This is a genomic window from Pseudomonas sp. GW822-FHT07A10, assembly GCF_058798795.1.
Map to the genome: position 1 here is coordinate 274,613 of NZ_JBXAKV010000007.1, position 22,916 is coordinate 297,528.

Consider the following 22,916-nt stretch of genomic DNA (forward strand, 5'->3'; position numbering starts at 1 on the left):
GCGGATGGCTCCGACTAAAGCAGGTGAGAAAGGCCAACGGTCAGGCCGAAGGCGACCAGCGAGATCAGCGTCTCGAGCACTGTCCAGGTCTTGAAGGTCTGGGTGACGGTCATGTTGAAGTATTCCTTGATCAACCAGAAGCCGCCGTCGTTGACGTGGGAAAAGATAACCGACCCCGCCCCCGTCGCCAGCACCAACAGCTCCGGGTGGGGATACCCCAGACCAATGGCCACCGGCGCGACAATCCCTGACGCGGTGGTCATGGCCACGGTGGCAGAACCAGTGGCGATGCGCATCAACGCGGCGAACAGCCACCCCATCAACAGCGGCGACAACTGGAATTCATCGGCCAGGCTGACGATCTGATTGGTGACGCCAGCGTCCACCAGAATCCGGTTCAAACCACCACCAGCACCGACCAGCAAGGTGATGCTGGCGGTCGGCGCCAGGCATTCATTGGTGAACTTGAGGATCGACTCGCGATTGAAACCCTGGGCCAGCCCGAGGGTCCAGAAACTCAGCAAGGTCGCCAGCAGCAGGGCGATCACCGAGTTGCCGATGAACAGCAGGAACTGATTGAAACCGCTACCCGGCGTGGAGATCAGGTTGGCCCAGCCGCCGATCAACATCAGCACCACCGGCAGCAGAATGGTGGCCATGGTGATACCAAAGCCCGGCAGGCTATCGCGCGGCTCACGCTCCAGGAACTGGCGTTCCAGGGGGTTATCGGCCGGCAGTTGAATGCGCGGCACGATGAATTTGGCGTACAGGGGACCGGCGATAATCGCGGTCGGAATACCGATCAGAATCGCATAGAGCAAGGTCTGCCCCACCGACGCCTGATAGACCTGCACCGCCAGCATCGCCGCCGGGTGTGGCGGTACCAGCGCGTGGACCACCGAAAGCCCCGCAACCATTGGCAAACCGACCATCAGAATCGACACGCCCACCCGCCGCGCCACGGTGAATGCGATGGGCACCAGCAAGACAAAACCGACCTCGAAGAACAGCGGCAACCCTACAAGAAAGGCGATACACACCATCGCCCAGTGGGCATTTTTCTCGCCGAAACGGTCGATCAAGGTGCGCGCCACCTGCTCCGCACCGCCGGACTCGGCCATCATCTTGCCGAGCATCGTGCCCAGCGCCACCACCAGCGCAATGTGCCCCAGCGTCTTGCCAACCCCGGCCTCATACGCCCCCACCACACCCGACGGCGGCATCCCCGCCAACAGCGCCAGGCCGATAGACACCAGGGTGATCACAATGAAGGGATTGATTCGGTAACGGGCGATCAGAACGATCAGCGCAATGATGGCGATGGCGGCGTAAACCAACAGCCAATAGCCGAAGGAAAGCGTCATGCGGTACTCCTCGAAAGGGTCACGTCGAATGGGTTGTGAAACTCATAAATCATTTCGACGGATTACTTTCAAACGAAGTGAAAGTAATTTTCGTGGAGGGGTAAGGGATGTCGTGCAGAGGTATGGGAAATCGCGGGTTATGAAAATCGGATAGCGGAATTTTCATCGCGGACACGGATCGTTCCCACGCAGAGCGTGGGAACGATCATCACTCATCGATTTCAGTCGTGATGTTCGCTGGCGCGCTTGAGCAGTTTCTTGCAGCGCTCGGACAGGTGCAGTACGCGTAGCTGCTTGCCAGCCTTGGTGTAGCGCTCGCGCAATGTCTTCAGCGCGGCGATGGCCGAGTAATCAACGAAGCTCAAGTGGCGACAGTCGACGGTGACCACGGATGGATCATTGGCGGGATCGAACTGGTTGAGAAAAGGCGTCGTCGAGGCGAAGAACAACGTGCCGTGCAGGAGGTAGAGCTTGCTGCCGTCGGCTTCAACGTGACTGTCGGCATACAGCTCGCGAGCGTGTTGCCAGGCAAAGTTGAGCGCCGCAATGATGATCCCGCACAACACAGCGATGGCCAGATCGGTGAACACGGTAATCACCGTGACCGCGATGATCACCAAGACATCGTTCAGCGGCACCTTGTTCAGTACCCGCAATGAAGCCCAGGCGAACGTCTGCTGCGACACCAAGAACATCACCCCAACCAATGCGGCCAGCGGAATGCGCTCGATCAGCGGCGAAAGGAACAGCACAAACAGCAGGATCATCCCCCCGGCCACCGCACCGGACAGCCGACCGCGACCGCCGGAGCTGAGGTTGATCACGGTTTGCCCGATCATCGCGCAGCCACCCATGCCGCCGAACACACCAGAAACCATGTTGGCAGCGCCCAAGGCCACGCACTCGCGATCCGGATAACCGCGGCTCTCGGTGATCTCGTCGGTGAGGTTCAGGGTCAGCAGGGTTTCCAGCAAGCCGACCACCGCCATCAATATCGCGTAAGGGACGATGATGCGCAGGGTTTCCGGGCTCCAGGGGATGTCTGGCAGCGCAAAACCCGGCAAGCCACCGGCAATGTGCGCCATGTCGCCCAGGGTGCGGGTCGGCAGGCCTAGCAGGTAAACCGCCAGCCCAACGCCCAGAATCGCCACCAGCGCCGGCGGCACGGCCCGCGTCAGGCGCGGCATCAGGTAAACGATGGCCATCGTCAGCGCCACCAGCCCGATCATCATGTACAGCGGCGCCCCACTCAACCAGGCCTCACCGCTCTTGAAGTGCTCCAACTGGGCCAGCGCAATGACAATCGCCAGACCGTTGACGAAGCCGAGCATCACCGGGTGCGGCACCATGCGCACCAGCTTGCCCAGCCTCAACAGACCAAACGCCAACATGATCAGTCCGCCCAGCAGCACCGTCGCCAGCAAGTACTGAACACCGTGCTGCACCACCAGCGCAACGATCACCACCGCCATCGAGCCGGCGGCACCAGACACCATCCCCGGCCGTCCGCCGAAGAGCGCAGTCAGGGTGCAGATGATGAAAGCGCCGTAAAGCCCCATCAATGGATTGAGGTGGGCCACCAGCGCGAAAGCGATACATTCGGGGAGCAGGGCGAAAGAGGTGGTGAGTCCGGCCAGGACATCGGCGCGCAGACGTTTGGGTTTCATGGCTTACCTAAAAATACAGGCGGGAAAAGAGGGACGCGGATGTTACGGAATTGACAGCGGGCGGGCCAGTGAATGGGTGGCCTGCCCGCAATGAACGATCACGCGGCCTGCGAATCAGCCCCTGAAATCGGCAATCGCATAAGCCGCCAATTTGCCCTGGATAAAGTCCAGAAAGCACTGGATCCGTAGGGCCAATTGCGAGTTGCGGTAGTACACCGCGTTGATGGGTTGGCGATATCCGCTGTTGAACTCCGCCAGCAGCACCTGCAAGCGACCGGCGCGGATGTCGTCGATGGTCATGAAGTGCGACAGGCAGGCAATGCCTTGGCCGGCCAGCGCCAGGTGCCTGATCGTCTCGCCACTCGACGCGCTGATTGACGCCTGAATCGGCCAACGGTCACCGTGGACATAGCGCAGTGGCCATTGGTTGAGACCTTCGTTATGGGTAAAACCCAGCAGCGTGTGCTCGCTCAAATCCTCGACAGCGCTCGGTACGCCGTGTTGTTCCAGGTAAGCTGTGCTTGCGACGATGTGCAGCGGGCTGCAACCCAGGGAGCGGGCGTGCAGGGTCGAGTCGGCCAGCGTGCCGATGCGGATGGCGATGTCGGTGCTTTGTTCGAGCAGGTCGATGATCAAGTCGTTGCTGTTGAGTTCGAGCTGGATGTCCGGGTAGAGACGGCGGAACTCATCGATGTACGGCACGATGGCGTGCAGCATGAACGGCGACGCGGCGTTGATCCGCAGTCGCCCGGACGGGGTTTGCTGGCGTGAGGACAGGCGCTCTTCGAGCTCGTCCATCTGATCGAGAATCAGCTTGGCGTGCTCGAAGAAATATTTGCCCTCTTCGGTCAGGTCCATGCGCCGCGTGGTGCGATTGATCAACGTGGTATCGAGCTTGGCCTCCAGCCGCGACAGCGTGCGGCTGACCGCCGACGGCGTTTGCCCGACTTGCTCAGCCGCAGCCGAAATCGACCCGCACTCAATCACGCAGACGAAAATCTGCAACTCATCGGATCTGGCTTTCACGTGTGTCCCTTATCGATAGTCCTGCGCTGCTTCAGATATCGATAGTAGCCGAGCGTCATGCCTTAAGGCCAAACACCTCGGTCAAGTGCTGCTCATAACGCGCCACATCCGCTTCGATATTCGGGCGCTTCATCACATCGACGCACAAAAAGGTCGGCAGACCGGTCATGCCGAGGAAGGTATTGGCCTTGTGGAACGGCAGATACACCGCGTCCACGCCCTTGGCTTCGAAGAAGTCGGTCGAGTCGTCGAAGGCTTGCTGCGGGGCGTTCCAGGTCACCGACAGCATGTACTTTTTACCGTGCAACAAGCCGCCGCTGCCGTACTTCTGCGACGCGTCGGAGCGTGTGCGACCGTCGCTGGCGTAGAGGCTGCCGTGGCCTGCAGTGAAAACTTCATCGACGTACTTCTTGACCGTCCAGGGCGCACCCATCCACCAGCCGGGCATCTGATAAATGATCACATCGGCCCAGAGGAATTTGGCGACTTCCTCGGCGACGTCGTAGCCCTCGTCGATGAACGTGGTTTTCACATCCACACCACCGCGATCCAGCACGCTCAACGCTGCTTCGTGCAGCGTCGTGTTGTAGCGACCATCGGAGTGGGCAAATTTTTTGCCGCCATTGAGCAACAGGACTTTTTTCATGAGAAATCTCGCAAGGTTGGAATCGATGGCGGCAGCCTAACGATCAGCCTCGCGCGGAATAAGCGCTCCATCCGCAAAATTCATTTGACCTATACGCACGAATCCACAAGCGATTGTTGCCATAAACTTGCGCCGATTCTGACTGTTTAGGAGATTCTGATGAGCGAACTGCAAGGCTTCATCCTGCACGCCAAGACCCGCCCGGATAAAGCCGAGGCCTTCGAAGCGTTCTTCCGTGCCTATGTCGAACCGAGTCGCGCCGAACCCGGTTGCATCGAGTACCACATGCTGCGAGACAAACAGGACCCGACGCTGTTTATCTTCTACGAGATCTGGCAATCCCAGGCCCATCTGGACGTGCACTCGAACCTGCCCCACATGAGGCAGTTCCTCGACATGCGCATGGAGTATCTGGAGCAGGATTTCGATATCCGCCCGATTGAGATGCTCAGCACATCGTCCGCTAGCCGCTGATCAGCAAGTGGCCGCCGAGAACGCCGAGGCCGATGAAGAACACGCGCTTGAACAACACGGCGCTGATCCGCTGGCGCAGCCATTGCCCCAGCAACATGCCGAGCACCGCCGGGATCAGCGCCAGCAGCGACGCGCTCAACTCGCCACCGCCGAGGGCGCCGCGCCATAACAGGCCGGCGGCCAACGCGAGAGTCGAGACAGTGAACGACAGGCCTAGCGCCTGCACCAGTTCATCCTTGTTCAAGCCCAGCGCCTGCAGATAAGGCACCGCCGGAATCACGAAGACACCGGTGGCCGAGGTGATGACGCCCGTCAGCACACCGCAGAGCGGACCGAGCCAACGCTCGGTGCGACCGCCGACGCGCAAGGTCGGCAGGAACAACCCGCTCAAGGCGTAGATCAACAGCGCCGCCCCCAGCCCCCGTACCACCCAATGTCCACCGGCAATGCCGATCCACACTGTGCCAGCGCCAGTGCCGATGAAAATCGCCAGCAGCATCGGCCATAACCGGTTGAGCAACCCGCGCAAATGACCGCCGAAGGCCAGTTGCCAGACGTTGGTCAGCGTCGCGGGAATGATCAACAACGCCGCAGCCTGCGACGGTGCCATAGCCAGGCCGAGCAGGCCCATGGCAATGGTCGGCAGACCAAGGCCGATCACACCTTTGATCATCCCGGCCAGCAGGAAGGTGGCGACAATCAATAAAGACAGGGCCAAGCCCAGATGTTGATAGAACGCGGCAAGTGTATTCATGGGGCTATCGTGGGCCCTGAACGGTGCCTTGAAAATCTGCCATATACTGAGGCTGCCTCTTGCTCTACAAGAGGCAAATGATCCGGGACACTGTATGCACTTCGACCTCACCGACCTGCGCCTCTACCTGAACATCCTCGACACCGGCAACATCACTGCTGGCGCCGCCCGCAGCCATTTATCACTGGCGGCGGCGAGTGCACGAATCCGCGCGATGGAAGCTTCACTGGGCATCGAATTTCTGGAGCGAGGTCGCCGTGGTGTCAGCCCCACTCCGGCCGGCAAGGCGCTGGCGCAGCACGCCCGAGTCCTGTTGCAACAGGCCGAGCGCATGCACCAGGACCTGGTCGAATACGCCAAAGGCGTCAAAGGCCAGGTGCGGTTGCTGTGCAATACCACTGCGATCACCGAGTACCTGCCGGAATTGCTGGCGGACTTTCTGCGCGACCATCCGAACCTCGACATCGACCTGCAGGAACTGCCCAGCACACGCATCACCCACGCCTTGCGCCAGGGCGCAGCAGACCTGGGGATCGTATCCGACGCCGTGGATACCGACGGCCTGCAAACCCGCTATTTCCGCGACGATCCGCTGGTGCTGATCCTGCCGCGTGATCACCCCTTGGCCGACACCGGACCGCTAAATTTCAGCGCCACTTTGCACCACGATTACGTCGGTCTGAACGCCAACAGCGCCTTGGCCATTTACCTGGAAGAACAGGCCCTGCACAGCGGCTTGCGGATGCAGGTCCGCATCCGCGCCGATGGTTTCGAGGGCGTGATGCGCATGGTCGCCCGGGGAGCGGGGCTGGCGATCGTGCCCTTGGCGGCGGTCGAACGCTGGCCGGCTGAAACGCCGTTCAAAAGCGTTGCACTGGAAGAGCCGTGGGCTCGCCGCAAACTGTTGCTGTGCGCCCGGGACTTCACCGTACTGCCCCGTTATGCCCAGGCCTTGCTGAGCGCCTTGACTCTGCCCTGAGGGGCAGGTTTTTGCCCGCCGGAAAATCTTTGAGCGTTTGCGCGTTTCTGGACAGCTCGATGTCGAATACAGACAACTGAGCGGAGCATGGGCGCTATAGGGTGCGACTTCAGTTCTTCAGTACCACTTTCTATATTCCAAGGCCCGGAGTCCACATGACCGCACCGATTACCGTTCTTCGCGACACTCACCCGTTGCCCGTACTCGACGCCTGCAAATGGGAAAAGCTCGAAGGCGATCCGCACACCGTCAACCTCAACGCGTACACCAGCGAAGATGGCAGCAAGATCATGGGCACCTGGATCTGCACGCCGGGCAAATGGTATGTGGAATACGTGAAGTGGGAATACTGCCACTTCCAGGAAGGCTACTGCATCATCACCCCGGAAGGCATGGCGCCGATCCACCTGCGCGCCGGTGACATCTTCGTCATCGAACCGGGGATGAAAGGCACATGGGAAGTGGTTGAAACCGTGCGCAAGTATTTCGTGTTTGCCTGATGCAAAAAACCGAGAGACCACCCGACGTGGTCTCTCGGTAAAAAGGCATGCATGAATCCTGTGGCGAGGGAGCTTGCTCCCTCACCACAATCCCCTTATTGGGGTTTGCGATAGCTGTTGATGATCGCCGAGAAGTCCTTGCCTCCTTCCCCACGCTGGCTCATCGCCTGATACAACTGCTGGGCCACCGCGCCGAGCACGACCGGTTGGTGCGCCTGACGCGCCGCCTCAGTAGCCAGCCCCAGATCCTTGAGCATCAATTCAGCACCGAAACCGCCGGTATAACCGCGCGAGGCCGGCGCTGTTTCGACGATTCCCGGCCACGGGTTGTACATCTCCGAACTCCAGCAACGCCCGGTTGAACTGTTGATGACGCCCGCCAGCACGGTTGTGTCGATACCCAGGGCGCTGCCCAGCGCCATGGCTTCGCTGACACCAACCATGGAAATCCCCAGCAGCAGGTTGTTGCAGATCTTGGCGATTTGCCCGGTGCCGACTTCGCCGCAATGGACGATGTTGCGGCCCATCTGCGCCAGCACCGGTTGCAGAGTGGCGAACAGTTCAGGCGTGGCGCCGACCATGAAGGTCAGCGTCCCGGCTGCTGCACCGCCAGTGCCGCCGGAAACCGGGGCATCGGCCATGGCCACGTCCTGCTTTGCGGCCGCCGCGGCAACATCTCGCGCCGTCTGCGGATCGATGGTGCTGCAATCCACCGCTGGCACGCCTTTGGCGATGCCCGCCAGCACACCGTCTTCACCCAGCCAGACACTGCGCACATGGGCCGCTGCCGGCAACATGGTGATCACCAGTTGCGCGTCTTTCGACGCTTCCTTCGGTGAAGTGCTGATGGTGCCGCCGAGTTGAGCCAGTTCGGCCAGCACGGTTTGATTGAGGTCAAACAGGTTCAGCGAATGGCCGGCCTTGATCAGGTTGCGCGCCATTGGCGCGCCCATGTTGCCGAGACCGATAAAAGCGATTTTCATGTCCGGCTCCTTAGCGCAAGTGGATGGTGGTGTTCACACCGTGGTTGATGCTGTCGTCATCGAACCAACGTGCAGTGACGGTCTTGGTTTGAGTGTAGAACTGCACCACTTGCTTGCCATACGGACCGAGGTCGCCGAGCTTCGAACCACGGGAACCGGTAAAGCTGAAGAACGGTACCGGCACCGGGATCGGGATGTTGATGCCGACCTGGCCAACGTCGATTTCCGACTGGAATTTACGCGCCGCCGCACCGCTCTGGGTGAACAGACCCGTGCCGTTGCCGAACGGGTTGGCGTTGACCAGAGCGATGGCCTCATCGAGGGTGTCGACTTCCAGCACTACCAGCACCGGGCCGAAAATTTCCTGGGTGTAGATCTGCATCTCAGGGGTTACGCCAGAGAACAGGGTCGGGCCGACAAAGTTGCCCTGTTCGTAGCCCGGAACAGTGATGTCGCGACCGTCCAGTTCCAGCTTGGCGCCTTCCTTGATCCCGCTTTCGATCAGCTCGAGAATCCGTGCCTTGGCCCGCTTGGAAATCACCGGACCCACATCAGTGCCTGGCTCGCTGCCGGCATTGACCTTGAGTTTCTGCGCCAGCGCCTTGAGATCCGGCAGCCATTGTTTGGCCGCGCCCACCAGCACCACCACCGAGGTGGCCATGCAGCGTTGCCCGGCCGCACCGAAACCGGCGCCGACCAGTGCATTGAGCGCTTGCTCGCGGTTGGCATCGGGCAGCACAACGGCGTGGTTCTTGGCCCCCATCATCGATTGCACGCGCTTGCCGTGTTTGCCGGCCAGATCGTAGACATGCGTGCCGACTGCGGTCGAACCGACGAACGAAACAGCCTTGATGTCCTTGTGGGTGCAAAGCGCATCCACCACATCCTTGCCACCATGAACGACGTTGAGCACACCTGGCGGAATGCCGGCTTCAATCGCCAGTTCCACCAACAGCATGGTCGACATCGGATCTTGCTCGGAAGGCTTGAGCACGAAGGTGTTGCCGCAGGCGATGGCCATCGGGAACATCCACAGCGGAATCATCGCCGGAAAGTTGAAAGGGGTAATGCCGGCGCAGACGCCGATCGGCTGACGCAGGGTATAGGTATCGACACCGCCTGCGACGTTCTCGGCGAACTCGCCCATTTGCAGGCTGCCGATGGAGCAAGCGTGCTCGACCACTTCCAGGCCACGGAAGATATCGCCTTCAGCGTCGGCGATGGTTTTGCCCTGCTCATTGCTGAGCACCACGGCAATACGCTTGGAGTGCTCGCGAATCAGCGCTTGAAGCTTGAGCATGATGCGCATCCGCGCGCCGATTGGCGTCAGCTTCCAGGTCTGAAAGGCGCGATGGGCGGCGCTGATGGCTGCATCGACTTCAGCAGCGGTCGCGAAGGGGACTTTGGCCAGCACTTGCTGGGTCGCCGGATTGACGATGTCGTGCCATTCGGTGGTCTGGGATTCGACCCACTCGCCATCGATCAATAACTTGACCTTTTGTACGGTGGTTTCTAGCGATGCGTTCATGTCGGGTCTCCGGGACGTTGTTCTTATTTAGAGAGCTATCTTGGGAGCCAAGGCGAGAAAGTCGCCTTGAGATGAGGCGTGTGTCGCGATTTGGTTGTCGGACTGTTTTTGGAGTATAGATGTGCAAACTTCTAATAAGAACGCACATAAAAGCCGGTCCATCATGCAAAAAAACATCACGTCTTTAGGCTCGTTGAACTGGGATGACCTCAAGTTTTTCCTTGAAGTTGCCCGTACTCGCAAGGCCAGCACCGCAGCCAAGCGCCTGGCGGTGGACTACACCACCGTGTCGCGACGCATCAGTTCGCTGGAGACCTCGTTAGGTACGCTGTTATTCGAGAAGTCCCGCACCAGCGGCTTCGTCCTGACTGCTGAAGGCCAGCGTCTGCTGGGTTACGCCGAGTCGATCGAAAGCACCCTGCACATGGCCTGCGAACAGGTTTCAGGCTCAGGCGTCGCGTTGTCCGGGCATGTGCGTATGGGCTGTACCGAAGGGTTCGGCAGCTTTTTCATCACCCCGCAGCTGAGCCATTTCGTCGACGCCTACCCGGCCATCTCGGTGGACATCCTGCCGCTGCCGCACTTCATCAGCCTGTCCAAGCGCGAGGCAGACATCGTCATTGCGCTGGAGCGGCCGGAACACGGCCCTTATGTCTGCTGCAAACTCTGTGACTATCGATTGCAGCTGTACGCGACCCAGGATTATCTGGACAAGCACCCACCGATCCGCCGCCCGGCAGACTTGGGCAAGCATCAATTCATCAGTTATGTGGACGACCTGGCGTTCAGCTCGGAGCTGCTGTACCTGGCAAATGTGCTGCCCGGTGCCAGCGCCAATCTGCGCAGCACCAGTGTGATCGCGCAGTTCGTGGCGGCGCAGCAAGGACGGTCACTGGCGATTCTGCCGTGCTTTTTGGCGGCTCAGGATCCGCGATTGCTGCCGGTATTACCGCAAGAGATCACCATCACCCGGCAGTTCTGGATGTACTGCCGGGAGGATTTGCGCAAGCTCAAGCGGATCACCCTGTTGTGGGATTACATCCGTACCGTCACCGAGCAGAATCATGCGCTGTTGATGGGGGAAAGCCGGGAGATGGTGTTCGCCGATTAATCGGCACTCACCACGATCGACACCCGGCGGTTCTCGGTGCGCCCGGCCGCGGTAGCGTTGGAGGCGACGGGCTTGCTGCTGCCCAGGCCGCGTAGCTGGATGTTTTGTTCTTTTATGCCGACAGCGGCCAATACCGCTTCAACGCTTTTCGCGCGACGCAGGGAAAGTTGTTCGTTATAGGATTCCTCGCCCGAGGCATCGGTATGGCCGTCAATCCTCACACGCTCGATTCCCACGCCCAACAACGCCTTGCCAATGCGTTCGACGATCTGGGTACTGGCGGGGTTGAGGTGTTCGACATCGCTACCGAACAGCACTTTGCCGGACAGGCCGAAGGCCCAGCCCTCATCCGTCATCTCGAAACCTTGTTGCTTGAGCACAGTGATCTGCGCCGGGGTCAGTCCTTTCTGCGGTGTCGTCTGGCAACCGGTCAATGCCAGCAAGGTCATGAATAAGCTAATCGTAAAAAATCGCAGAGAACGCTGAGTGAATGTGAACACAAAAATTAGCTCCTGGTTTGAAGATGGACGACAGAGTGCTCCGACCCTGCCGTGTGGTGAGCGCCTCGGGAAAGGCGTTTGGCCTGATACATCGCGGCGTCGGCAGCATCGAGCAGCGCACCGGGCGTAAGCCCATGATCCGGGTACATGGCGATGCCGATGCTGAGTGAAGTCAACACCTGGGTACCGCCCGGCAACGGGATTGGCGCGTCCATACTGGCAATGACTTTGTCAGCAATCCGTTTGGCGTCTTCTATCTTGTGCAGCGGCGTCAACAGCACGGCAAACTCATCGCCGCCCAGACGCGCAACCAGATCCTCTTCACGCAACTGCGCACGAACCCGGGTCGCCACGGCGATCAGCACCGCATCACCGGCAGCGTGACCAAAGTTGTCATTGATCTCCTTGAACCGGTCGCTGTCGAGAAACAGTACGGCCACTCCCTCATCCAGCTTGCCTGCATTGCGCAAGGCGCGCATCAGGCGGCCTTCGAAAAACGCCCGATTCGGCAACCCGGTAAGACTGTCATGGCTGGCCTGGTGGGCCAGGGTTTCGTTTTCGCTTTGCAGATGGGTCTGCCAAGACTCGAGCTCGTCGAGCAAAGCATTGAAGTCGTTGCCCAGGTTGTCGAGTTCGGCAATGTCGGCGGGCGGTACGCGCCGGTCGAAGGCCCGTTCGCTACGGGCGGCGTGAGCCACGGCAGCCAGGCTGCGCAACGGGCCGGTGATCCCTCGCAATTGCCGACGCGCCAGATAAAGCGCTACCCAGGCACTGACAGCGGTACACAAGACGATTCCGACCAGACCGCTGAGCAAAAAGCGCATCAGGCTGCCGCCGTGACCGATGAGCAAGATGCTGCCGATTTCCCGACCTTGATGAGTGATCGGCATGCTGATGGGTTTTTCCAGAATCGTTCGGGCGATCTGCATTTCAAGATCGGAGAGCCACCCCGTTTCCGGTCGTTGCCAACGTGCGAGCAACTCACCTTGCTCGTCCATCACTTGTGCATCAGCCACTTCTTCAGTGGACGCGATCAATGCCAGCGCTTCGGTGGCGGCGGCCTTGTCGTTGAACACCACCGCGGCTTCCACGGTGTAGTTGATCGAACGGGCAATCAGATGCAGGTTGTGATCGGCATAGACCCGCAAAGCCAGAACACCCAGCAGGGTCAGTGAAACACTGGCCATGGCCACACCCACCAGGGCGACGATCAAATGTCCACGGCCGATAACCGATCCCAGGGTCGGACGTATGCGAGGTTTGAATAGACTCATGGCGCCGCCGGCTTGCGGCGCGACAGTTGCAGCACACTGGGGTGAATGCGTACACCGCTGCGGGCGACCGAGTCGAGGTTGACCTCGAAGGACACCTGCTCATCACCGACCCGCAGACAGAACAGACTGCCGACAGTGCATTGATCGCCGCCTTCGCTGATGCTCACCACCGGGCGTCCCGTCAACGAGGCGAATAGCCGACTGCGTTCATCGCCGGTCAGCTTGCCGATGTACACCGCATCGCATTCACTGGCGATGACCGGATTATCGGCCAGCAACCGTCGTACAGTAACCGGTCGACCCGTGGCTTGTGTGGTGCCTTTGACCAGGTCGTCGGTGTATTCAGTGGGACCGACCACGCACAGGCGCAGTTGTTGGGGCTCAACAGGCCATCGGGCATAACTGAGGATCCCGAGTACCACCTGAGTGACCGACCTGGCACGTTGGTCGGCTTTGCTCACGATAGTTTCCGACTCAGCACAGGCAACGCCCGTCAACAAACAGAGGAGGCCGGCAAGCAGCACTTGTTTGCAGCCAACGACGCGCTCTGTCGCCCAGACAGCCAACTTCATGCAGGAATTCTCTACGATCGCAACAAAATGATGCCGCAACGATAGCACAGCACTGAAACACCAGCGAGGCGACGCACCACGGCACATCGGACAGATTCCGGCGTCTGCCACCGCCCCTCAATGGCTCGGCCAAGCCCCCTCTTCCAGCTCCAGCATTAACCCGCTCAAGCGCTTGACCTTGCGCCGCACGGCCTCTTCGAATACGCCGGCTCGAGGCTCAATCAGGGTGAACCAGTCTTTGGCCCGGGTTATCCCGGTATAGATCAGTTCCTTGGTAAGCACAGGATTCAAAGCATCCGGCAGTATCAACGCCGTATGGGCAAATTCAGAGCCTTGGGATTTGTGCACGGTCATGGCATACACCGTGTCGACATCGTTGAGTCGGCTAGGCAGGACAAAGCGCACACCGCCCTGCCCATCATTACGCGGGAAGGCCACACGCAGCACGTGCCGTCCGGCCTCCGGGCCTTCACGCTCCGGCAGCTTGAGGGCAATGCCAATGTCACCGTTCATCAAACCCAGGCCATAGTCGTTGCGGGTCATCAGCACGGGCCGACCTTCGTACCACTGATGATCGCTGTCGATCAGCCGTGCCTTGAGCAGTGCGTCGGTCACGCGCTGATTCAAACCTTCCACGCCCCAAGGCCCTTTGCGTACGGCACACAACAGCTGGAAAGCGTCGAAGGCTTGTAGCACCACGCGAGCCCAATCAGCCCAGCATGGATCGTCGAGCGGGCGGTCGAGCGGCGGTCGCTGACTGCGCAAAAGACTCAGGTAATGCCGATAACCTTGCGGCCCCCCACCATGGCCTTCGAGCAGCAAGCGCTCCAGCGCCCGGTCCTGCTCACCCTTGAGGGGCAGGAAAAATACGTCGTCATGACTTGCAGCGGCCAATAACTTGCGCGCGTCCTCGGGATGCTGTTGGTTGACCCAACGAGCCAACTGACCAATGCCGCTACCCTCGCCGAAGCGCCGTGAGTGGCGCAGCATCACAACTTGCTGGGCCAGTGGATGCACTCCGTGGGTGTCTTCGCGCAAACCGCTGGCATCGAGGCGTTCACCGCTGACCGCCTCCAGCCACTGGCGGGTCTGCGGGCTGTACCAACCGGCTTCGGCATCTCGACACAGATCGCCCAGTACGGCACCGGCCTCGACCGACGCCAGTTGATCCTTGTCACCGAGCAGCACCAGACGGGCATGGGGCGGCAACGCATCGAGCAGGTTGGCCATCATTTCCAGGTCGATCATCGAGGCTTCGTCCACCACCAATACATCCAGCGGCAAGCGATTAGCGGCGTGGTGACGGAAATGCCGGGTGCCGGGGCGACTGCCGAGCAAACGGTGCACGGTGGTCACATCCGACGGGATCTTCTCGCGCACCGCTTCAGGCACTTTCAGGGTTTGAACCTGCTGGCTGATGGACTCGGTCAATCGTGCGGCAGCTTTGCCGGTGGGTGCCGCGAGACGAATACGCAGCGGTTTACCGGCCTCCACTGCGGGTGCCTGGAGCAATGCAAGCAAGCGTACAACCGTGGTGGTCTTGCCGGTTCCCGGGCCGCCGGTGACGATGCTGAATGCACTTCGGGTAGCCAGGGCACACGCGAGCTTCTGCCAGTCGATCACTTCATCAGACCTGGCTGGACCGAACAGACCGGTCAGGCGTTGGGGCAAATCACCCGGCGTTGCTTCGTGTGCCGCCAGGCGCTGGCGCAGCGCGTGGTCGATGCGCCGTTCGTAAGCCCAGTAGCGGCGCAGGTACAGGCGCTTGCCCGACAGCACCAACGGCCGGTGTTGCGCAGCCTCACGCCCATCGACGGCCAGAGCCACCAGACGACTGGACGCCAGGACCTTGCACCAATGGGCACCGTCCAGCGCCTCAAGCAATTGCGACGGCAGCAACATCGCCCCGCTTTGCACATCACCTTCCGGCGGAAGCGACAGGGCAAAATCCGGCTCTTTCAGTGTTTCGAACAGATCCAGGCAGACATGACCGTGGCCCAGTTGGTGACTGATCAACGCGGCGGCCAGCAGCACCAGCGGATCATCGTCGGGAGCGAGCTCGTGGAGAAACGCGACGAAGGCCTTGTCCAGCGCCCGCAGCCAGCCGCGTTCGACCCAGCGCGTGAGCAGCAGCAACAAGTCATCTGCGCGGCTCAACGGGGCCAGGTCCGCCAGACTTTCGGCCGCCAACGGCGTAGGCAGCAAATCGGCGAAAGTGCGACTCATAGCAATACTCCCTGTTCCCAGGCGGGTTCGGCCTTGGGCTCTGGCTTGCCTTGGAACAACCGGTCCAGGCGCTCGATCAGCTCCCGTGGCGGACGGGCAAAATACACACCCTGGCTGGCCGCTCGAGTACCGCGAAGAAACAGATACAACGCTCCACCGACATGCCGGTCGTAATCGTAATCGACCAGCCGAGCCTTAAGCTGGCGATGCAGGGCGAGCAGGTACAGTACGTATTGCAGGTCGTAACGGTTATCGAGAATCGACTGCTCCATGGCCTGCTCGGTATAGGCCGCGTCATCGACGCCCAGCCAGTTGGATTTGTAGTCAGCGACGTAGTAACGGCCTTCATGCTCGAACGTCAGGTCGATGAAGCCTTTGAACATGCCATTGAGCAGCACCGGTTCGGCGGCCACTCGGGCCACGCCATGATGGGTGTATTGACGCACCAGTTCATCGAGCTTGAGTACATCGACTTTATGACTGGCGAACCAGAACTCCATCTCGACCCGGTATTGAGTCAGTTGCTCGAACACCACCGGCGCCTGCCCGCCACCGATGTGCAATGGGGATTTGAGCAAGTGCTGCAGCCAGCCGCTCAGCGTGGTGATCCAGCCTTCCCAGCCACGGCGGTTGCAGCGACGGGCGATCGCGTCTTCCACGGTTTGCGGTGCAGCGGCAAAACCTTCGTCACCGGCCCATTCGAGCAATCCATGAAGAAAAGTGCCGGGGTTCGGACCACGAGGGAATCGATGGATATCTGCGCCGCCAGCGGCGACTTCTCGTGGCGCTTCAGGATCAAGGCGTTCGTCATCAAAGAGCTTTTGTGCTTGCGCGCTCTCCGGTGCTTCGTCACTGCCCACGCTCAGACTGTCACCAATGCGTAGGGCGCTGTAAGAAGCGATCCACCAGTTTTCACTGGCCTTGCGCCGGGGTATCAGCGGGGCCAACAACGTCGCTTCATTGCGTGGCGGATGGTAATGCTCGGCGGTCGCATCAGGCATTTCACCGTAGTTCAGCGCCGCACAGTCTTGCTGTAGGTCTTCCAGCCAACGACGCAGCCCTGCCGACTCAGCCAATGGCGCACCACCGCCCAGCAGATAACCCAATGCCGAAAGGTGCAGGACCGAGCCGTTGTTATTGCCGCGCTTGAGATCAGTCACACCCAGCCAGCACGCATGTTGTGCCCGGGTCAGGGCCACATAGAGCAAACGAAGGTCTTCAGCCAAACGTTCATCGTCGGCTTGGGCGATCAACTCGGCTGTCGGCTTCAAGCTCACCTGTGCCTTACCCGTGGCATCGTGGTAATACAACGGCAGACGACTGCCATCCACCGGTTTTGCCGAGCAGATGAACGGCAGGAACACCAACGGATATTCAAGCCCTTTGGATTTGTGGATGGTCACGACCTTGACCAGTTGCTCGTCGCTTTCCAGGCGCAGGATCTGTTCTTCGCCAGCCTGACCAGACAACGCCAGATGCTCGGACAAATGACGGATCAGAGCTTGCTCGCCATCGAGTTCAGCGGCGGCCTGCTGCAGCAACTCGGACAAGTGCAGCAGGTTGGTCAATATCCGCTCACCATCGCTGCGCGCGATCAACGCCTGGGGCAGCTGAAAATCATGTAGCAATCGCCGCAACATGGGCAGAACGCCCTGTTTGCGCCAGAGCTCGCGGTAACCGCGGAACTGCATGACCCGTGCTTCCCAGGCCAGTTCGTCCTGATTCAGTCGCTCCAGTTCAGCCAGTGAAAGGTTCAGCGTGATGCAGGCCAGCGCGGCACGCAGGGGACGTTCGACATCCGGCTCGGCACAGGCCTTGAGCCACGTCAGCAGATCATGGGCCTCCTGCGCGGCGAATACCGAGTCCTTGTCTGACAGGTAAACACTGCGCACACCGCGAGCGGAAAGTTCGCCGCGCACGGCCTGGGCCTCTTTGCCGTCGCGCACCAGAATCGCGATATCCGCCGGCAGCAGGCCTCTGAGACCCTTACCATCCTGTATGAAGCCCGCACGCCCCTGCTGACCGCCATTGAGCAACGCAGTGATCTCACTGGCGCAGGCGGCGGCCAATTGTTGTCGATACACCACGCCAGACAGTGGCTGGTCAGAGGACAAATGCCAGATGTTCAGGGCAGGCACAACCTGCCCCTCAATGTGCAGGACTTCTTTGCGCCCTTGGGACTCCACGGGCAGAAACGGTACCGGGTTCTCGCCACTCTTCTCCCGGAACAGGAACGCGCCGCGCCCCTGCTCACGAGATTCGGCGCGCTCGAACACATGGTTCACCGCGTTCACCATGCCATGACTGGAACGGAAATTTGTACCCAGGGTATGCAGGCGGCCAGTGGTGGCTTGCCGGGCGCGCAGATAGGTATAAATATCGGCACCGCGAAAGGCATAAATCGCCTGCTTCGGGTCGCCGATCAGGAACAGGCCCGATTCAGGGTTGTTGTCTTCGATGCGATAAATGCTCTCGAAGATTCGGTACTGCACCGGGTCGGTGTCCTGAAACTCGTCGATCAGCGCAACCGGGAACTGCTCGCGGATCAAGGTCGCCAGACGCTCACCGCCATCGGACTGCAACGCCGCATCGAGACGCAGCAGCATGTCATCGAAACCCATTTCCGCGCGACGACGCTTTTCTTCCTCGAACCGAGCACCGACCCAGTGGGCGGCATGTTGCAGCACGGCGGCATCGGGGGTCGGCAAGCCATCGAGACTGGCCTTGAGGCCGGGCATCGCATCGAGACCGGGATGACGAGGAGCTTCACCTTTCCAGGCTTCAGCCATGCCATCGGGAGTCAGGCGAGTGAAGCCGGTGCCAATGTCCAATTGCTCCAGAGATTCGTCTTCGGCCCAGGCCCGGAGCTTTTCGAACCAGGGTTCGAAGTAGCGCGCCTGCATCTTGCGACCATCGACGCTTTTGCTCGCGACGCCCTGATGACAGATGGCAAGCAGCTCATCGGCCCATTGGCGCCAGGGCATCTTGAGCTCGAGCAACGCGGCCCGTCGTTCCTCCAGGCACTCGGCGATCAACTCGGCAGGTTCTTTACCTTCAACGCTGTCACGCTCGCTGGTGAACAACCCACGCACTCGCGGCAACAACGCTGCCGGGCCACCCCAGTTACCGCGAACCCAATTCAGCGCATCGCCTTGCATCGGGTAGCAGAACAGTCGCCAGTAGTCGCGCAGGACTTCGCCAAGCAAATCACTGTGATCGGTTTCCAGGGTCTGGGTGAACAGGCTGCCACTGTCGAATGCATGTTCGCGCAGCATGCGCTGGCACCAACTGTGAATGGTCGATACCGCCGCTTCATCCATCCACTGGGCGGCGATGTCCAGGCGGTTTGCACAGCCTGGCCACTGCTCAGGGAGGTATTGCTCGCGCAACTCGGCAATCAGGCCATCCGGCGCCGGTGTCTCATCGCGGAAAAAACGCGCAGCTTCAGCCAGTCGCGTACGAATACGTTCGCGCAGTTCTTTGGTCGCGGCATCGGTGAAGGTCACCACGAGGATTTGCGGCGGCAGCAATTCACGGCCAAAACCACTCGACTCGTCGCCATGGCCAAGGACCAGACGCAAGTACAGCGCAGAAATGGTGAAGGTCTTGCCGGTCCCGGCGCTGGCTTCGATCAGTTGGCTGCCAAGCAAGGGGAATGCCAGGGCCAGCGGTGTTTTCGTGGTCATGAGCGCGCCTCCTCGCTGGTCAATGAACGCCAGGAAGCCTCAAGCAGCGGCCGATACAAAGCGTCGCACCAATCGGGGAAGGTCTCGTCGGCAATCAAAACATCGTAGTCGGCGTATTGCCGAGCGAGTGCCGGGCTTTCGCGGCGCTCACCATCAGTGGTCTGGCCATCGCCTTCATAGGCCTTGCGGGCGGCGGCGTCAGCCTTGACCGGATCGGTTTGAGCCAGCCAGGCGAAAGCTGTTTTTACGGCAATCGGCAACGGCTGGCGCATACCCGTTTGCCAGGCCAGCAACAGATCGCCCAGAAGCCTGGATGCTGCCGCCTCCTCCATTGGGCCGAGCAATAAACTGTCATCGCTCGCCACCAAGGCAGTGGTCATCGCCATACCACTGGCGCACGCAACCAGATGGTTGACCCATGGCCGCGTCAGACGATGCCATTTGCGGGTCTTGAGCGAGCCGATGCTGTTGGGAATCGTGGTGACCGACAGTAAACCACCGTCCGCGCGTTGATGCAGGCCACTGAGCCAGCCCTCCAGGCGTAGCCCATGCAGTTCCAGACTCACCGGCAACGCGCTGGTGAGCGGGGTCGGCCATAACGCCAGGAGCTGCTGATAGCGCTGCAACAGATCCGGCAATGGCTCGATCAACTCTCGCTGCAGACATTCGCCGAAACCGGCCATGGGCAAGAGCCCGCTGTTCTGCAGGCGTTTCGCCTGCGCTTCCAGTACCTGATCGATTTGGTCCAATTGCCCGAGTGCTGCTTCGAGCAAGCTGTCGCTGAGGCTATAGCGTTGCAGCGCGTCGAGTACAAATGGCTCTTCATCCGCCAAAGGCGCTTCGGCAGCCTCGAAGAACACTTTGAGTCGCTGACTGAAAAAATGCCGTACCGGATTGCGCAGAAAATCCTGCAACTGACCCAGGCTCAGCGGCTCGTCCTGAATGTAGGGCTCAAGAACCTCGATGGCAGGCGTCAAACCGCTGGACTGATGAAGTACCTGCCACTCGCTGGCGTAGCTGAACAAATCATCGCCTTCATGGAAGTAGCGTGCACTGAAGGGTTGCAGCGGATGTTCCTGAGTCATGGACTCAAGCAGATCATCATCGTCATTGTGCAATCGCCAACCGCTGGCGAGATGGTCACGCAACTGTCCGATCAATACCGAGGCAGGGCGCTCACTGTTGTCCCGAATACTGCGGCCGACCCAGCTGATATAGAGTTGGTCCCGCGCCGACAACAAGGCTTCCAGCAACAGATAGCGGTCATCTTCGCGCCGGGAACGATCGCCGGGCCGGTAGTCGCTACCCATCAGATCGAAGTCCAGCGGCGGCTGCGCGCGAGGGTAATCGCCGTCATTCATGCCCAGCAGGCAGACCAGTTTGAACGGGATCGCTCGCATGGGCATCAAAGTACAGAAGTTGACGGCACCGGCGAGAAAGCGCTGAGACAAGCGACCTTGGTCGAGGCCAGCCAGCCAGGCTTCACGGACTACGGTCAGCGGTAACTCGTCCTGCAAGCTTACTGACTCGCAGGTCTCAAGCCAGGTCTCGCGCAACTCTTCGAGTTGGGCCAATAAATAGTCGTCATGTTCGTTACTGGCCTGGAAGAACAACTGCACCAGTGCTTGCAAGCGGATGCCCCAGAGTTTGGGCGACGCAGGTTGGGTGAGCTCCTGGTGGGCAATCTCCAGTGCATCCAGCAGTGCGACCAAAGGACCTATGAGCGCAGCGTCCAGGCCACCGATCTCGTCGTAGGGTTCAATACCCTCGCAGGCACTGGCGCTGCCCACGGCATAACCAAGCAACATCCGTCGCAAGCCGAAACGCCAACTGTTTTGCTCCAGTTCTTCCGGCAGGCCCAGACCCGCACGCTGCTCGGCATTCATCCCCCAACGGATACCTGCGCCTTCAATCCAGCGGTGCAAGGTCGGCAGGTCACGTTCCTCTACGCCAAAGCGAGCGCGTAATGCCGGAACGTCCAGCAGATCGAGAATTTCGCTGACGGGGAAACGACTGTCGGGCAGCTTGAGCAGATGCTCGACAGCGATCAGTAGCGGGTCCCTGCCGCGCTGGCCTTGATCCGCGAGCGTGAAGGGAATGAAGCGTGGGTCGTGGCGATCAAGCTGACCAAAGACAGCGCGGATGTGGGGGGCGTAACTGTCGATGTCTGGAACCATCACGATCACGTCGCGAGGCCTTAAGTCTGGATCAGCACTGAATCGTGCGAGCAGCTGATCGTGGAGAATCTCCACTTCGCGTTGAGCACTATGGGCGATGTGAAAACGGATCGATTCGTCCTTTGTCAGATCGACTGCTGGCCAACGCTCGCGAGTTTCGTTCAGGGGGCGCAATTCCAGGATGTCATCCTGCAACTGATTGAGCATGCTCTGAGGCTGGTTATCGCTGAAAAGGTCGATGCGCCCATCGCGAAATGCCGAGCGATAGCTGTTGGGATCGTCGTAACTGTCGAGCAGATTGATGTAGTCCCGCCCCTGCTTGCCCCACGCCGCCAATAGCGGGTGGGCATGCTGATGGAGCGTTTGCGGATCAAGCACAACCGGCATGCCGTGCCTGCGAGCCTGGCGCTTGTATTGATGCCGCAACAGGTCTTTATCGGCGACGATGTCCGCCCAGTGGTGGCGACATGGGTTGTGTACGCACAGCAAGACCTGACTGAATCGAGCCAGCCCGGCAAGTGCTTCCAAGGCTTGAGCTGGCAGTGAAGAAATTCCGAAAACAATCACCCTGGAAGGCAATCCACTGGGCGCTCTGTCGAGACCATTGATACGCTCGATAAAGCGTTGGTGGACACCCGCGCGGCTTTGCGCCATGCCTTGTGCACCGACATCCAGCAACAGCGCACGCCACAGCTCTGCTTGCCAGCAGTTGGCCGGAGTCAGAGCTTTGGCTTCGCCTCTGCCATTTCGTAATTGGTGACGGCCTTCTGCCCAGTCTTCGAGCCAGTCCGCCCTGTACACCTGATATTGGTCGAATAGATCGGCCAGCCGCTCCGCCAATTGATAGCGTTTGCGTAAGTCGGTGTCATTCGTAAGGAAGCGCTGCAGGGGTTCGAAGTGCGGTTGGTTGATCAACTGTGGCAGCAGACGCATCAGGCGCCAGGTCAGCGGGGCTTTATCGAGCAGGGACTTGGCCGGGATTTCGTCACGCCCCAGCACCATGCGATAGAGCTGCCACATGAAGCTGCCTGGTAACTGCACATCGATGGCTGCGGCGATTCCGCAGCCGCCCATGTCGTCATCTTCAGGGTCCTCGGCCAGTGCCAGCTTCAGCCATTGGGCGATGCCGTTGCTCTGCACCAGGGCGATTTCATTTTCCAAGGGGGCCAGCGGGTAGCGCCGCATCCAACTGACCACCAGGCTGCGCAGCTCGTCCAGGCGGTTGCCGTGAACCACCATAAAACCAGCACTGAGGGACGTAGCGTCCGGCATAAAGGCTTCCTTGGGAAAATACAAAAGCTAGGGCCGAACCTTAGCACTGTCGGCAGACCGTGACAGCCGGGACCGTTCCGATCTTGCTGTACGAACTTTTCTGCGGGCAAAACAAAACCCCTACCTGCATACGCAGATAGGGGTTTCGGAATTTAATCTTGACGATGACCTACTCTC

17 protein-coding genes are annotated in these 22,916 nt (G+C 60.1%); 4 read left to right on the plus strand and 13 right to left on the minus strand.

Annotated features, from left to right (window positions below; genetic code table 11):
• Window positions 1-14 precede the first annotated feature (14 nt).
• From AC1RL4_RS14770 to mdaB, 4 genes are all read right to left on the minus strand, one after another.
• Window positions 15-1,364, minus strand: a complete 1,350-nt coding sequence (locus AC1RL4_RS14770; protein WP_230173788.1) for a GntT/GntP/DsdX family permease — start codon at window positions 1,362-1,364, stop codon at window positions 15-17.
• Window positions 1,365-1,585: 221 nt separating this feature from the next.
• Window positions 1,586-3,031, minus strand: a complete 1,446-nt coding sequence (locus AC1RL4_RS14775; protein WP_493119626.1) for a SulP family inorganic anion transporter — start codon at window positions 3,029-3,031, stop codon at window positions 1,586-1,588.
• 114 nt (window positions 3,032-3,145) lie between these two features.
• Window positions 3,146-4,057, minus strand: coding sequence for a LysR family transcriptional regulator (locus AC1RL4_RS14780; RefSeq protein ID WP_018929425.1), 912 nt, complete (start codon window positions 4,055-4,057; stop codon window positions 3,146-3,148).
• A 55-nt stretch (window positions 4,058-4,112) separates the two neighbouring features.
• Window positions 4,113-4,703 (minus strand): NADPH:quinone oxidoreductase MdaB, encoded by a 591-nt coding sequence (gene mdaB, locus AC1RL4_RS14785; protein ID WP_018929424.1) that lies wholly within the window; start codon window positions 4,701-4,703, stop codon window positions 4,113-4,115.
• Window positions 4,704-4,862: 159 nt separating this feature from the next.
• On the opposite strand from mdaB, the gene AC1RL4_RS14790 reads away from it, so the two are divergent.
• A complete protein-coding gene (locus AC1RL4_RS14790; protein ID WP_019582624.1) occupies window positions 4,863-5,177 on the plus strand; it encodes a putative quinol monooxygenase in 315 nt (104 codons plus the stop codon).
• Here AC1RL4_RS14790 and AC1RL4_RS14795 read toward each other — a convergent pair.
• On the minus strand, window positions 5,167-5,931 hold the full coding sequence (locus AC1RL4_RS14795) for a sulfite exporter TauE/SafE family protein (protein ID WP_096481190.1): 765 nt from the start codon (window positions 5,929-5,931) through the stop codon (window positions 5,167-5,169). The two genes, AC1RL4_RS14790 and AC1RL4_RS14795, sit on opposite strands and share 11 nt — an antisense overlap.
• Window positions 5,932-6,025: 94 nt before the next feature.
• On the opposite strand from AC1RL4_RS14795, the gene AC1RL4_RS14800 reads away from it, so the two are divergent.
• Together AC1RL4_RS14800 and AC1RL4_RS14805 are read left to right on the plus strand one after the other, a co-directional pair.
• Entirely contained in the window at window positions 6,026-6,910 is an 885-nt protein-coding gene (locus AC1RL4_RS14800; RefSeq protein WP_028939935.1) for a LysR family transcriptional regulator, read from the plus strand.
• 155 nt (window positions 6,911-7,065) lie between these two features.
• Window positions 7,066-7,410, plus strand: a complete 345-nt coding sequence (locus tag AC1RL4_RS14805) for a cupin domain-containing protein (RefSeq protein ID WP_007900627.1) — start codon at window positions 7,066-7,068, stop codon at window positions 7,408-7,410.
• 95 nt (window positions 7,411-7,505) lie between these two features.
• Here AC1RL4_RS14805 and mmsB read toward each other — a convergent pair whose 3' ends face one another.
• Together mmsB and AC1RL4_RS14815 are read right to left on the minus strand one after the other, a co-directional pair.
• Window positions 7,506-8,393 (minus strand): 3-hydroxyisobutyrate dehydrogenase, encoded by an 888-nt coding sequence (gene mmsB, locus AC1RL4_RS14810; RefSeq protein ID WP_230173777.1) that lies wholly within the window; start codon window positions 8,391-8,393, stop codon window positions 7,506-7,508.
• Between the two features lie 10 nt (window positions 8,394-8,403).
• Entirely contained in the window at window positions 8,404-9,921 is a 1,518-nt protein-coding gene (locus tag AC1RL4_RS14815; RefSeq protein ID WP_019582620.1) for a CoA-acylating methylmalonate-semialdehyde dehydrogenase, read from the minus strand.
• 163 nt (window positions 9,922-10,084) lie between these two features.
• Here AC1RL4_RS14815 and AC1RL4_RS14820 point away from each other — a divergent pair, with 163 nt between their 5' ends.
• A complete protein-coding gene (locus AC1RL4_RS14820; protein WP_230173775.1) occupies window positions 10,085-11,032 on the plus strand; it encodes a LysR family transcriptional regulator in 948 nt (315 codons plus the stop codon).
• Here AC1RL4_RS14820 and yfiB read toward each other — a convergent pair.
• The 6 genes from yfiB to recC all read right to left on the minus strand — a co-directional run bounded on the left by yfiB (window position 11,029) and on the right by recC (window position 22,739).
• Window positions 11,029-11,532, minus strand: a complete 504-nt coding sequence (gene yfiB, locus AC1RL4_RS14825; RefSeq protein ID WP_026331954.1) for an outer membrane lipoprotein YfiB — start codon at window positions 11,530-11,532, stop codon at window positions 11,029-11,031. The two genes, AC1RL4_RS14820 and yfiB, sit on opposite strands and share 4 nt — an antisense overlap.
• 5 nt (window positions 11,533-11,537) lie before the next feature.
• Entirely contained in the window at window positions 11,538-12,806 is a 1,269-nt protein-coding gene (gene dgcN, locus AC1RL4_RS14830; RefSeq protein ID WP_019582617.1) for a diguanylate cyclase DgcN/YfiN, read from the minus strand.
• Window positions 12,803-13,378 (minus strand): regulatory sequestration protein YfiR, encoded by a 576-nt coding sequence (yfiR, locus tag AC1RL4_RS14835; protein ID WP_028939939.1) that lies wholly within the window; start codon window positions 13,376-13,378, stop codon window positions 12,803-12,805. The genes dgcN and yfiR overlap by 4 nt, the downstream gene beginning before the upstream one ends.
• 117 nt (window positions 13,379-13,495) lie before the next feature.
• A complete protein-coding gene (gene recD / locus AC1RL4_RS14840) occupies window positions 13,496-15,604 on the minus strand; it encodes an exodeoxyribonuclease V subunit alpha (protein ID WP_230173773.1) in 2,109 nt (702 codons plus the stop codon).
• Entirely contained in the window at window positions 15,601-19,290 is a 3,690-nt protein-coding gene (recB, locus tag AC1RL4_RS14845; protein WP_230173771.1) for an exodeoxyribonuclease V subunit beta, read from the minus strand. Before recB ends, recD begins: the two co-directional genes overlap by 4 nt.
• Window positions 19,287-22,739 carry an exodeoxyribonuclease V subunit gamma gene (gene recC, locus AC1RL4_RS14850; RefSeq protein ID WP_230173769.1) on the minus strand — a complete coding sequence of 1,151 codons (3,453 nt, stop codon included), beginning with the start codon at window positions 22,737-22,739 and terminating at the stop codon, window positions 19,287-19,289. Before recC ends, recB begins: the two co-directional genes overlap by 4 nt.
• Between the last annotated feature and the right edge of the window lie 177 nt (window positions 22,740-22,916).